Below are 12,052 nucleotides of genomic sequence, written 5' to 3'. Positions count from 1 at the left end.
CATGAAAGCATATTTGGCGCTGATTTCCACAGCTGCTATCGCCCTGAGCGCCTGCTCGCAAGAGCCCGCAAAACCTGCCGCCGACACCGCACCGGCGGCCGCTTCTGCCACCGCATCCGCTCCGGCTGCCGAAGCCTCTGCAGCGGCCGCCTCCGAAGCCGCACCGGCCGCTGCCGTGGATGAAGCCTGCTCTACCGTTGTGTCTTCAGACGATGCCATGAAATTCGACACCGCCGACATCAACATCAGCAAAGCCTGCAAAACCTTCACCATCACCCTGAAACACGTCGGCAAAATGCCCAAAGCGGCCATGGGTCACAACATCGTGATCACCAAAACCGAAGACGTGGATGCCGTGGATAAAGAAGGCGCCGCTGCCGGCGTGGACAACGATTTTGTTAAAGCCGATGATCCGCGCATTGTTGCCCACACCAAACTGATCGGCGGCGGCGAAGAAACCTCCATCACCATCGACACCAGCAAATTCGCAGCCGGCAACAAATATGAGTTTTTCTGCTCATTCCCCGGCCACATCGCCATGATGCGCGGCAACGTGAATTTGGTGGATTAAGCCACACCCAATCTGCCAAAGGCCTGCTGATGCAGGCCTTTTTTATGGCCGAAATGTTCAGACGGCCTTACCCGTCCAAACACTTTGCGTTATGATATTCCATCTGCCCAAGGCCGTCTGAAAGCTTGCCATGCAACTGACCGAAATCGTTTATTATCCCGTAAAATCCATGCGCGGCCTCAACGCCGAAGCCGCCGATATCCGCCACGCCGGCATGCCGCACGACCGCGAATGGCTGGTGGCCACGCCTGACGGCATGTTTCTCACCGCGCGCAAGCTGCCGCATATGCTGCTGTGGCAGGCAGAGCCGCATTCAGACGGCCTCACGCTTACCGCGCCCGACGGCAGCCGCCGCCGCGTGTACCACCATGAATTCACCCAAGCGGCAGAAGTGGCGGTGTGGAAAGATCGCTTCGAAGCCCGGCACGGCAGCAGCAGCACCGATGAATGGCTCTCGCAGCAGCTGGGCGTGGCCTGCCGCCTTTATTACCTCGGCAACCCGAGCCGGCGCGTGCTCTCGTTTGCGCAAACCCCGCTTTCATTTGCCGATGGCGCGCCTTATCTGCTCACCAGCAACGCCTCGCTTACCCTGCTCAACAGCCAGCTTGAAGAGGCGGTGGAAATGCGCCGCTTCCGCCCCAACTTGGTGATAGACGGCCGCGAAGCTTATGAAGAAGACCGCTGGCGCATTATCCGCATCGGCGCCGTCGAATTCGAGCTTTTCAAGCCTTGCGTGCGCTGCGTGATGACCACGGTGGATTTGCACAGCGGCCAAAAACACCCGCAGCAGCAACCATTGGCCACGCTCGCACTCACCCATAAGGCCTGCTTCGGCATCAATATGATTGCGCGCAACAGCGGCCAAGTGCATTTGGGCGATGAAGTAACCGTGATTCGTTGATTGTAAAACCGGCGTCTGCGCACCATTCTTCATGCAGCAATTCGGCTCAAAGCCTTACTCGCGGACGAAATGCAAACAAACCCAAGGCCGTCTGAAACCATAAGCCGCCAAGGCGTCCTAACATTTCGTTTTTATGAGAGGGATTTTGTTCCTGAAAGTGCAGATGCAAGGCAAAAAACACAGCAAGGTTGGACACCTTATACCCATTCAAAAAAGTAAGCTAACAAGGCAGCGAGCCTGCGACAGTAAAGATAGTACGGCAAGGCGAGACAACGAAGTCAGGTTATTTTTTTGGATTGCTATTACGAGGCTTTTTAACGCAGCAGATGCGTTTTCAGGGGCGAAATACACCCATAAATCGAAATGTCAGGATACCCTAGGAGCCGCATCATGAATCTGATCAATCCGTTTGACACCCGCAGCACCACTTTTGCCGAGCCGATAGAAATGCTCTATGCCTGCCACGACAAAGTGCGCCGCTTTTGCGGGCAAACCCGGCTGCTTCCGGGCTATATCGCCGAACACGGCCGCAACGACATTGTGTTGCAAACCATCCGCCAAATCAGCCAATATTTCAACGTGGCCGCGCCCTTGCACCATCAAGACGAAGAAAACGATTTTTTCCCGCTGCTGCTGCAATACGCGCCCGAAGCAAAAGCCGATATTGACGAGCTTTTGCGCCAGCATGAAAACCTACATGCCAACTGGGCGGCGGTGCAAACCGAATTCGACAAACTGCACGAACATGCCGGCCACATGCCCGATGGCGAAATATTGGCCCGCTTCACCGCCGCTTATGATGTGCATTTAGAAATCGAAGAAGCCCTGTTTGCGCTGGGCAAGCAAAAAATACCGCCGCAAAAACTGGCCGAAATCGGCCGCAATATGGCGGCAAGAAGGCGCAGCACTTAGCCTCGGCCATCCATGCAAACGCCGCTGCAAATCCCAAACAAGCCCGAATATTAAGGTTTCAGACGGCCTTCGCTTTAAACGATACACGGGCTGTGCGCATCTGCAATACAACAATAAGAGGCCGTCTGAAAGAGGCCGTCTGAAATAGGTTTTCAGACGGCCTCATTCTCTTTCATTGCCACGCTTTCAACCCTAACCCAACAATAAAGCATCATCCGACACTTTTTCGCCACGGGTTTGCTCAAACATAGCCAGCAAATCGGCCACATCCATGCCCGCGCGTTTATCGCCGTGCACATCCAGCACCACCTGCCCTTGGTGCAGCATCACCGTGCGGCTGCCGTGGTCGAGCGCTTGGCGCATTGAGTGGGTCACCATCATGGCGGTGAGTTTGTTTTCATGGATGATGCGGTCGGTCAAATCCAGCACAAAAGCGGCGGTTTTCGGGTCGAGTGCGGCGGTGTGCTCATCGAGCAGCAGGATTTTGCTCGGTTGCAGGCTGGCCATCAGCAGGCTCACGGCCTGGCGCTGGCCGCCGGAAAGCAGCCCCATGCGGTCGGTGAGGCGGTTTTCCAACCCCAGCTTCAGCAGCGATAATTTTTCGCGGAAAAATTCGCGTGTGCTTTTGTTGAGCGCCAAACCCAAGCTGCGCTTTTGACCGCGCTTATACGCCAAAGCCATGTTTTCTTCTATGCTCAAGGCTTCGCAAGTGCCGGCCATCGGGTCTTGAAACACGCGCGCCACCAAATGGGCCCGTTTGTGTGCAGGCAATCGGGTAACGTCTTGGTTGTCGATGCAGATGATGCCGCTATCCACCGCCAAATCGCCGCTGATGGCATTGAGAAAAGTGGATTTGCCCGCGCCGTTGCTGCCGATTACGGTCACAAATTCGCCATCGGCAATGCTCAAGCTCATGCCGCGCAAAGCAGGGTTTTCAATCGGCGTGCCGGGGTTGAAGGTGATTTTGAGGTTTTCGGCGCGCATCATGATGTTTTTTTCCTTTGCAGCCAGCGTTTGATATAAGGCATGCGCAAGGCGATCACCACCAAAATTGCAGTGAGCAGGTTTAAATCCTGCGGACCGAAACCGATACCGCGCAAGGTGTCGCTGCCCAGCGCCAGCGCGATAAAGAGGCGGTAGAGCACCGCGCCGACAATCACGGACAACACCACCATCCAGATGCGTTTGCTCGGCAGCAGGGTTTCGCCGATAATCACCGCCGCCAAACCGATCACAATCGTGCCCACGCCGATGGAAATATCCGCCCCGCCCTGGGTTTGCACAAACAGCGCACCGCCCAAGGCAATCAGCGCATTCGACAGAGCCATGCCGATAATGATCATTTTAGAAGTGCCCACACCTTGCGCGCGCGCCATGCGGCCGTTGGCACCTGTGGCGCGCATGCTCAAACCCGCTTCGGTGGAGAAAAACCAATCGAGCAAGAGCTTGGCGGCGATAACAAAGCCCAAAATAATCAGCGGCTGCACCCAAAATTGGTTGCTGAAATCGGCAGCCACAAACGGTGTGAACACGGTTTGCTCACCGATCAGCGGCACATTGGGCGCGCCCATGATTCTGAGGTTGACCGAATAAAGCGCCACCATCACCAAAATGCTGGCCAAAAGCTGCAAAATTTTCAACGACACATGCAACCACGCCGTCACCACACCGGCGCACGCGCCGGCAGCCATGCCCGCAGCGCAGGCCAGCCACGGATTGATGCCGTTGACAATGCACACCGCCGCCACCGCGCCGCCCAGCGGAAAGCTGCCATCGGCAGTGAGATCGGGAAAATCGAGAATGCGGAAAGAAATCAGCACCCCCAGCGCCACCAGCGCATAAATCAGGCCGCTTTCAAAAGCGCCGAATAAAGCTTCGATAGACATAATGCTTTCTTTTTATTGTTGATATTTTGTTATTTAATATGTTTTATCAAATAGGCCGTCTGAAACCTTTCAGACGGCCTGAGGCACTGTTTGCTTTTCATCTGCGCTCAAGATTTGAGTCATAAACAAACTTGCCATTTGATAAGCCGCAAACAAAGCCTAGGGTATCCTAGCTCAGCCGCAGCCTTATTCCTGCACTTCGGCCGCTTCTTTCAACACCTCTTCCGACAAGGTCACCCCTTCTTCGGCGGCATTTTTCTTGCTCACAATCAAATCCAGCTTATCCATGCGCGAGGGAGCAATATCGCCCGGCGCTTCGCCTTTCAAAATACGCGCCACGATTTCACCGGTTTTCTTGCCCATATCGCGATAATTCACGCCCAGCGCCGCCACCGCCCCGCGCTTGACCGAATCGGTGTCGGAAGCCACCAGCGGCAGCTTGTTTTCCACCGCCACTTTATAAAGCGATTCATAAGCCGCCACCACATTATTATCGAGCGAGGTATAAATCAAATCGGCTTTGCCTTTGAGGCTGCGGGCAGCTGTGGGCACATCGGCGCTGCGTTGCGCCGGCGCGGCGGCCACTTCGATGCCTTGCTTGCCCAATTCCGTTTTCAGCTGCTCCAGCACCACGGTGGAATTCACTTCGCCGGGGCTATACACATAACCCACCGATTTGAGCGTGGGCACAATTTTTTTCATCAAATCGATTTGCGGCGAGAGCGGCAGCTCGTCCGACACGCCGGTGACATTGGTTTTGGAGGCTTCCCAGCTGCTCACCAGCTTGGCGGCCACAGGGTCGGTAACGGCGGCAAACACCACCGGAATCGACTTGGTGGCGGCCACCACCGATTGCGCGCTCGGCGTGGCAATGGCCACAATCACATCGGGCTTGTCACCGGCAAATTTCTTGGCAATCTGGCCGGCGGTGGCGGTGCTGCCTTGCGCGCTTTGAAAATCGACTTGCAGATTCTTGCCCTCTTCAAAGCCTTGTGCTTTCAATTCTTCCAGCACGCCTTGGCGCACATTGTCCAGCGCCGGATGTTCCACAATGGCGGTAATCGCCACTTTTTTCACATCAGCCGCAGCCGGTGCCGCCTCAGATGCTGTCGGCGCGGCAGCTTTTTGTTCGGCAGGCGAGCAGGCGGCCAAAAGCATGGCGGCCATGATGGCGAGGGGAAATTTTACAGATTGTTGCATGATCATGGTCATCTCTCGTTTGGGGTGCAGCCGTTGTGGCAGATGGTGCTAATCTTAGGGGAAAAAACGGGAAAATGCACTTCGTAAAGGCATGTAAATACCATACCAAAAACAGTTTTTAAAACATTAAATATCAAGCCACCGCGCCTTTTCGGCGCTTTATATTTCAAACCATTCAAGCTTGAATATTTTAACTGCCAAACCGGCACCCTATTCGCCCGAATATGGTTATTGCACATACAACAAGGCCGTCTGAAACATTCAGACGGCCTCTTGATTTCATTAACGCTTAAACCGCTGATTACTCGGGAATACGCAATTTTTGACCCGGATAAATCTTATCGGGGTTGCTCAACATCGGCTTGTTGGCTTCAAAAATTTTCATGTATTTATTGGCATCACCATAGTATTTTTTGGAAATGGCCGACAAAGTGTCGCCGCTCACCACATCGTGATAGCGCGCTTCGGCAGCAGCGGGGAAAACCAGCTTGTTGTCCACATCCGACACGCCGGTAACGTTGCCGGCCGCCAACACGGCTTTTTCGGCCGCTTCTTGCGAGGGCGCCGAGCCGCTGAGGGTAACTTTGCCGCTGGCACCGTCAAAAGCCACGGCCAAGCCGGTGAGGCCCAGATTTTGTTTTTCGATATATGTTTGGATGGCGGCAGAAGCTTTGCTGTTTAAATCTTCCACATTCGCAGCGGCAGCCGCGGCCACTTCTTTTTCATCTTTGCCAAACAGCTTCTCGCCTGCATTTTTAATAAAGCTAAACAAACCCATGGTTTCCACTCCTGATAATTAAACGATTCCGGCGCACCGGCTCTTTGCATCATCTTATCGGCCATGAGGCTTGGCAAGCAGCGCGGGCAGAGTATTACCTTGTTTTACAAAATGCCGCCGCGCCCGCCGCATTATTGCTACAATGCCCTTACTTTTTTCCGGCACGGCATCATGAGCGGCGACATCACTTTGCTTACCCTTTTTCTGATCGGCTTTTTCGGCGGCGGCCATTGCGTGGGCATGTGCGGCGGCTTATCGAGCGCGTTTGCCCTGCAATTGCCGCCGCACATCAAGCGCTTTTGGTTGATTGTACTTTTGAACGCCGGCCGCATCAGCAGCTACATCACTATCGGCGTGCTTTTAGGGCTGCTCGGCCAAATCGGCATTTCGCTCGACCAAACCCGCTGGCTGCAAAACGGTTTGTTTGTGGCGGCCAATGTGTTGCTGCTTTTTTTGGGGCTTTATCTGGCCGGCCTCTCCACTCTTGCCACCAAAGTGGAAAGCTTGGGGCGGCCGGTGTGGCGGCGCTTAAACCCGCTTTTGGGCAGGCTTTTGCCGATACAGTCGGTGCCCGCCTGCTTCGGCGTGGGCTTATTGTGGGGCTGGCTGCCCTGCGGCCTGGTTTACAGCGCTTCGCTTTATGCACTCGGCAGCGGCAGCGCCGCGCAAGGCGGCCTTTATATGCTGGCTTTTGCGCTGGGCACTTTGCCCAATTTATTGGCGATGGGCTTTTTTGCGGGGCAATTGAAAAGCTTTTTGCAGCACCGCAGCATCCGCCTGGCCGCCGGCCTGCTGGTGGCCGGCTGGGCGCTGTGGCAATTGCTGCAATTTATGCGCCACACATTTTAAAATCCGCCATATCAATAGGCCGTCTGAACGTTTGTAGGTACAGTTAGCGCAACGCATGCATACGCATAATACCAATCCAAAAAAATAACCTAACTTCGTTGCCTCGCCTTGCCGTACTATCTGTACTGTCGCAGGCTTCCGCCTTGTCAGCTTACTTTTTTGAATGGGTATAAGTTTCGAGCTTGCCTAGGGTCTGTTCACATTTCATCCGTGCGTAAGATTTTGAGCGCAAAAGCGCGCTTGCAAGGCGAAAAGCACAGCAAGGTTGGACACCTTGCGAGCATTTTCAACGCGGCAGGCGCGTTTTTGAGCCAAAAGATTGCCACGAGATGAATTGTGAACAGACCCTAAGCATTACCCCAAACCTAAAAATTAAAGAGGCTCTGAAAAAAGGCCGTCTGAAAAGATTCAAACGGCGTTTCCATGTTGATTAAATGATTATTCAAACAACATTATTTTAATTTCACGGCCGTGCCGCTCACGCTGACCATCATCATCATCGAGCCGCTCTGGCCGATCACCTCATAATCAATGTCCACGCCCACCACCGCATCGGCGCCGAGCTTTTTGGCATACGCTTCCATTTCGGCAAACGCGGTTTCGCGCGCTTTACGCATTTCGCGCTCGTATGCGCCCGAGCGCCCGCCCACCACATCGCGGATGGAGCCGAGCATGTCTTTAAAAAAATTAGAGCCTAAAATCGCTTCACCCACAACAATATCCAGATAAGCGGCGATTTCTCTGCCCTCAACCGAGGGCGTGGTGGTTTTCAGCATGGTTTGCTCCTTGCGATCAATAAGTGGATAGCCGGCAAATGGTTGCAGGCGCGCTTTTTTCAAGCCGCTTTCAGACGGCCTTTTTGCAAAAATGCCTGAAACACTCAAGCAGCAAGCAAGCCCCACAGCATGCGCGCGGCAATCACCAGCAGCAACAAGCCGAAAGCGAGCTTGAGCTTTTCCGGCGGCAGCTTGTGTGCCGCTTTCACGCCCAGCGGCGCAAACAGCATGGTGGCCACGCTCAACACCGCCACCGCCGGCAAATACCAAAAGCCCAACGTGCCCTCAGGCAGGCCGGCCACATTCCAGCCCGAATAAAGATAGCCCACGGCGCCGGCCACGGCAATCGGCCAAGCCAGCCCCGCCGATGTGCCCACGGCAGTGCGCACGGGCACATTGCAATAAAGCATAAACGGCACCGACAGCGAGCCGCCGCCTATGCCCACCCAGCTTGAAGCCATGCCAAACAACGAGCCCACCGCCGCCAGCCCCGCCGGCCCCGGCAGGCTGCGCGTGGGCTTGGGCTTGGCATCGGTTAGGGTTTTGAGCGCCACCAGCACCACAAACACAATAAAAAATATCTGCAAGGCTTCATTCGAGAGGCGCTTGGCCAGCATCGAGCCAATCATCACGCCCACCACCATGCCCGGTGCCATGCGCCGCACCACCGCCCAATCCACGCTGCCCTTGCGCTGCTGCGCCATCACGCTGGAAAACGTGGTAAACACCATAATCGCAAACGATGTGCCCACCGCCAAATGCTGCGCATGCTCGATGCCGCCCAGCCCTTTCATCTGCAACACCCACAACACCACCGGCACAATAATCATGCCGCCGCCGATGCCGAGCAGGCCGGCGATAAAGCCGGCAATGCTGCCCACCGCCAGCATCACCAAAATCATTTCTATATTCCACATATCACAGCTTCTTTTTTCAGACGGCCACCCTGAAAAATCGGGCAAACTCATGTTTCAAGGCAACTCATGTTTCAAACAGCAAAAAAGCCGCTTTGCAGCAAAGCGGCTGTGGTTTATTTTTGGGCTTTTGCCTGCCGCTGCCGCCGTTTGAGACGGCGCCAGCCAAACATAATATAGCCCGACAAGCTATAGCCCAGGAAAAACAAAAATAAAATCAGCGAGGGTTCCATCGCCACCACCAGCAACACCAGCATGGCGGCAATCATCGCCACAAAAGGCACTTTGCGGCGCACGTTGATTTCTTTGAAGCTCCAAAACGGAATCTGCACCACCATCGACAAACCGGCAAACAGCGTCACCAGCAAACACAGCCACTCCACCGCCGGCAAGCGCTCGTAGCTGTGGTTCACCCAAATCATACCCACAATCAGCGCGGCGGCGGCGGGGCTGGGAATGCCGATAAACCAGCGCTTCTCCACCTTGCCTATCATGGTGTTGAACAAAGCCAAGCGCAAAGCGGCGCAGGCGCAATAGATAAACGCCACCGAATAGCCCAGCTTGCCGAATTGGAAAAGCTGCCATTTATAGGCAATCAAAGCCGGCGCCACGCCGAAGCTCACCATATCGGCCAGGCTGTCGAGCTGCTCGCCAAAAGCGCTTTGGCTGTTGGTCCAGCGCGCCACGCGCCCATCCATACCATCGAGCAGCATGGCAATAAACACCGCAATCGCCGCTGTTTCAAACTGGTTGTGCATTGCCTGGGTGATGGCGTAAAAGGCGGCAAACAAAGCCGCAATGGTAAACGAATTGGGCAACAGATAAATGCTGTTTTGCCGCAACAGCGCTCTGCCGCCGGGGCGTGCGCCCGGATCCGGTGCAATATCCATAATTTTTCCGTGCAGCCGTTTCAGACGGCCTTTTCAATCAAGCAATCGATTATACCGCATATCAGGGCATTAAAATGTTTTGTTGAATTCGATAAAAGTGCGCAATTTGTCGTATTCATAAAAAGCATCGTTGCTGTTGTTGCGGTAATAAGCCACGGTGAGCCGCGGGGTGATGCCGCCGAAATGCAGGGCGCGGTGCCATAACGATAATGACGTGTTCCACTCGGTGTCGCGCCGTTTTTCCCCATCGCTGAAAAAACTCGCCGTTTGATAATGCCGCTGCGCCAAGCCCGCCTGCACGCGGGTGGAAATGCCTTTGGGCCATTCCTGCCCCCACGCAGCGCGGCCGCCGTAGCGGTTGAAATTGTCGCTCTGCGCATGGCCGTTACGCTCTTGATAAAAATCCAAGCCCCACAGCCAATATTGGCGGGCATTGGTATAAAACACCAACGAGCCGCTGGCTAAGCGGCTGTCGATATCGCTGCGCGCGCGCTGCATATTTTTCAGACGGCCGATTTCCAGCGCGGTGAGGCTCTGCAGGCGCGGCGTGTGCCAGCGGTTCCAATAAAAGCGTGCGCCGTTGGTGTAGCTATAGGCATCGTTGCCATAGATGCGCCGCTCGTGAAACGGCATCAGGCCGGTATCGGTGCGCTGGTCGGCATAGCCCGCGCCGGCAGAAATGCGCACGGTGGTGTCGTTATAGCGCCCGTAATCAGGGTAATATTTGCCATAACCATCGGCCGAAGCTTTGGCATACCAGCCGCCGCTGAGCGACCATTTTTTCTCCACCCCGGCCTGATAATTGATGCCCAACGCATCAATCGGCGCATCAAACGTCCAGCCGCGCCAGCAATCGTCATCAGCACCACCCGGCTGCGCGCGCACCGCTTCGCACTGCGCTTCGCTCAGATAAGCGCCCAAGCGCTGCTGCTTTGGCGCCTGATTGATGTTTTGCTCGCGGCTCACATTGATGCCGGCATAAAATTGCCACGAATCGCGCTTGCGCAAGGCATCTCGATATTGCGCCACCATTTCACGCGCGGCTTCGGGCAGCGGCTCGCTTTGCAGACGGTCAAACTGATCGGCCGCCGCTTCGTTTTGCTGGTCTTCAAACAAGGCCTGCGCCAGCCGCATGCGCACCGCCGATGAATCGGGTTCGGCCGCAATCAGCTCGCGATAAAGCTTAACCGCCTCGCCCGAGCGCCCTTCGGCCTGCGCCACCGTGGCACGGGCGAATTTGGCCAAGCCGGCATCGTGTTGCGGCCATTGCGTGTAAATAGGCAGCAACACTTTGATGCCGGCGATATTTTGCGCCGCCAACGCCGACACCATCGCGCGCGAGAGCAATTCCGGATTGGCCAGCAGCGTTTCAGCATTCACCTGCACCACACGGCTTTGCGCCTGCGCCTCTTCGACCAAGGCGCTTTGCTGTGCATCAGAGCGCTGCGGCTGCGCCGTGCGCAAACGCAGCTCAGGCTCGGTGCGCGGCTCAGGCGGCGGCGTATCCGCCCAAGCGGGCAGGCAGAAAGCGGCCAATATGGCGGGCAATAATTTTTTATGATTCATGTGTTTATATTTAATCCGTTGATGAGATATGGCGGCCACACGCAAAACAAAGCCTTTTGCGGTATACCTTTTATTTCTGAAAACAGGCCGTCTGAAAGCTTGGCGCAAGCAGCCAAAACAAAAACATTCTTGCGCTTGCGCACAAGCGTCGGATACGAGTATCCGACCTACATCGAAAGCCGATAAAGGCCGTCGGACAACAGCCGTAGGTCGGATTCTCGAATCCGACATTTGGCCGGCAAGGCCAAAACCATATAACCCAAGGCTTTTACAAAACCAAATATCTGCCGCACCCGTGCAGGCGGGTGCTCAGTGCAAAGCAGCGCTTTGCTTGTCTCGCACATTTCCGAAAATAATCAATTATCTATAAAATCAAATATTTGATTATTCTCGTTTGATAATATAGTGAATGTAAGAAAAAGTGATACAAAACTATGCTCTATAACGGCGTAGGTTGGGTTGATAAACCCAACGTTTCAGACGGCCTGGGGGCTTGTTGGGTTTTCAACCCAACCTACCCGTTGCGTCACTTTTTTTATGCATTCCACTATACCTAGCCATCCGACAACTGAAATAGTGCACCAAACTAGGCTCCTGCCTGCGCAGGAGCGACAGAACGGGCGTTTTGCATCGGTCGGTCTCCAGCCTTGTGCTTGCGCGCCAGCGTCGGATACGAGTATCCGACCTACATCGAAAGCCGGCAAAGGCCGTCTGATACCAATAAAAATAAATAAGCTATAATCGCCCCATGCCTAAACTGACCCCAAAAAACCACCAACTCACCGAGCATGATTTTATCAAACTCGCCA

At 54.8% G+C, this 12,052-nt stretch carries 12 protein-coding genes; 4 read left to right on the top strand and 8 right to left on the bottom strand.

All coding sequences use genetic code 11. The features are described from left to right. The first annotated feature begins 1 nt into the window (after window position 1). From azu to EV680_RS09895, 3 genes are all read left to right on the top strand, one after another. On the top strand, window positions 2-571 hold the full coding sequence (gene azu / locus EV680_RS09905; protein WP_132954577.1) for an azurin: 570 nt from the start codon (window positions 2-4) through the stop codon (window positions 569-571). Between the two features lie 130 nt (window positions 572-701). Then, on the top strand, window positions 702-1,472 hold the full coding sequence (locus tag EV680_RS09900) for an MOSC domain-containing protein (protein ID WP_132954576.1): 771 nt from the start codon (window positions 702-704) through the stop codon (window positions 1,470-1,472). A 399-nt stretch (window positions 1,473-1,871) separates the two neighbouring features. Further along, the gene (locus EV680_RS09895; protein ID WP_132954594.1) at window positions 1,872-2,384 is read left to right on the top strand and encodes a hemerythrin domain-containing protein; all 513 of its coding nucleotides are present in this window, start codon (window positions 1,872-1,874) and stop codon (window positions 2,382-2,384) included. Between the two features lie 192 nt (window positions 2,385-2,576). On the opposite strand, the gene EV680_RS09890 is transcribed toward EV680_RS09895, so the two are convergent. The 4 genes from EV680_RS09890 to lysM all read right to left on the bottom strand — a co-directional run bounded on the left by EV680_RS09890 (window position 2,577) and on the right by lysM (window position 6,248). Next, a complete protein-coding gene (locus EV680_RS09890) occupies window positions 2,577-3,371 on the bottom strand; it encodes an ABC transporter ATP-binding protein (RefSeq protein WP_132954575.1) in 795 nt (264 codons plus the stop codon). Next, entirely contained in the window at window positions 3,368-4,270 is a 903-nt protein-coding gene (locus EV680_RS09885) for an ABC transporter permease (RefSeq protein WP_132954574.1), read from the bottom strand. Before EV680_RS09885 ends, EV680_RS09890 begins: the two co-directional genes overlap by 4 nt. Before the next feature lie 186 nt (window positions 4,271-4,456). Continuing rightward, window positions 4,457-5,470 (bottom strand): ABC transporter substrate-binding protein, encoded by a 1,014-nt coding sequence (locus tag EV680_RS09880; protein ID WP_132954593.1) that lies wholly within the window; start codon window positions 5,468-5,470, stop codon window positions 4,457-4,459. A 301-nt stretch (window positions 5,471-5,771) separates the two neighbouring features. Beyond that, the gene (gene lysM, locus EV680_RS09875; protein ID WP_132954573.1) at window positions 5,772-6,248 is read right to left on the bottom strand and encodes a peptidoglycan-binding protein LysM; all 477 of its coding nucleotides are present in this window, start codon (window positions 6,246-6,248) and stop codon (window positions 5,772-5,774) included. A gap of 171 nt (window positions 6,249-6,419) precedes the next feature. Between lysM and EV680_RS09870 the strand changes: the two genes are divergently transcribed. Next, window positions 6,420-7,097 carry a sulfite exporter TauE/SafE family protein gene (locus tag EV680_RS09870; RefSeq protein ID WP_132954572.1) on the top strand — a complete coding sequence of 226 codons (678 nt, stop codon included), beginning with the start codon at window positions 6,420-6,422 and terminating at the stop codon, window positions 7,095-7,097. Window positions 7,098-7,549: 452 nt separating this feature from the next. On the opposite strand, the gene EV680_RS09865 is transcribed toward EV680_RS09870, so the two are convergent. The 4 genes from EV680_RS09865 to EV680_RS09850 all read right to left on the bottom strand — a co-directional run bounded on the left by EV680_RS09865 (window position 7,550) and on the right by EV680_RS09850 (window position 11,243). Next, complete coding sequence (locus EV680_RS09865) at window positions 7,550-7,873, bottom strand: heavy metal-binding domain-containing protein (protein ID WP_132954571.1); 324 nt, start codon at window positions 7,871-7,873, stop codon at window positions 7,550-7,552. 104 nt (window positions 7,874-7,977) lie between these two features. Continuing rightward, window positions 7,978-8,790: a sulfite exporter TauE/SafE family protein gene (locus tag EV680_RS09860; RefSeq protein WP_132954570.1), complete on the bottom strand. Its 813-nt coding sequence runs from the start codon at window positions 8,788-8,790 to the stop codon at window positions 7,978-7,980. Window positions 8,791-8,903: 113 nt separating this feature from the next. After that, the gene (pssA, locus tag EV680_RS09855) at window positions 8,904-9,677 is read right to left on the bottom strand and encodes a CDP-diacylglycerol--serine O-phosphatidyltransferase (RefSeq protein ID WP_132954569.1); all 774 of its coding nucleotides are present in this window, start codon (window positions 9,675-9,677) and stop codon (window positions 8,904-8,906) included. 69 nt (window positions 9,678-9,746) lie between these two features. Continuing rightward, window positions 9,747-11,243 (bottom strand): surface lipoprotein assembly modifier, encoded by a 1,497-nt coding sequence (locus EV680_RS09850; RefSeq protein WP_132954568.1) that lies wholly within the window; start codon window positions 11,241-11,243, stop codon window positions 9,747-9,749. Window positions 11,244-12,052 lie beyond the last annotated feature (809 nt).

It is taken from the genome of Uruburuella suis, from assembly GCF_004341385.1.
GTDB classification, from domain to species: Bacteria; Pseudomonadota; Gammaproteobacteria; order Burkholderiales; family Neisseriaceae; genus Neisseria; species Neisseria suis.
This window is presented reverse-complemented; position numbering and strand designations above follow the sequence as displayed.

What these genes read in the sequence shown, in the direction of transcription:
- azu (WP_132954577.1), top strand. Translation starts at nt 2, where the DNA reads ATGAAAGCATATTTGGCGCTGATTTCCACAGCTGCTATCGCCCTGAGC.
- EV680_RS09900 (WP_132954576.1), top strand. Translation starts at nt 702, where the DNA reads ATGCAACTGACCGAAATCGTTTATTATCCCGTAAAATCCATGCGCGGC.
- EV680_RS09890 (WP_132954575.1), bottom strand. Translation starts at nt 3,371, where the DNA reads ATGATGCGCGCCGAAAACCTCAAAATCACCTTCAACCCCGGCACGCCG.
- EV680_RS09885 (WP_132954574.1), bottom strand. Translation starts at nt 4,270, where the DNA reads ATGTCTATCGAAGCTTTATTCGGCGCTTTTGAAAGCGGCCTGATTTAT.
- EV680_RS09880 (WP_132954593.1), bottom strand. Translation starts at nt 5,470, where the DNA reads ATGCAACAATCTGTAAAATTTCCCCTCGCCATCATGGCCGCCATGCTT.
- lysM (WP_132954573.1), bottom strand. Translation starts at nt 6,248, where the DNA reads ATGGGTTTGTTTAGCTTTATTAAAAATGCAGGCGAGAAGCTGTTTGGC.
- EV680_RS09870 (WP_132954572.1), top strand. Translation starts at nt 6,420, where the DNA reads ATGAGCGGCGACATCACTTTGCTTACCCTTTTTCTGATCGGCTTTTTC.
- EV680_RS09865 (WP_132954571.1), bottom strand. Translation starts at nt 7,873, where the DNA reads ATGCTGAAAACCACCACGCCCTCGGTTGAGGGCAGAGAAATCGCCGCT.
- EV680_RS09860 (WP_132954570.1), bottom strand. Translation starts at nt 8,790, where the DNA reads ATGTGGAATATAGAAATGATTTTGGTGATGCTGGCGGTGGGCAGCATT.
- pssA (WP_132954569.1), bottom strand. Translation starts at nt 9,677, where the DNA reads ATGGATATTGCACCGGATCCGGGCGCACGCCCCGGCGGCAGAGCGCTG.
- EV680_RS09850 (WP_132954568.1), bottom strand. Translation starts at nt 11,243, where the DNA reads ATGAATCATAAAAAATTATTGCCCGCCATATTGGCCGCTTTCTGCCTG.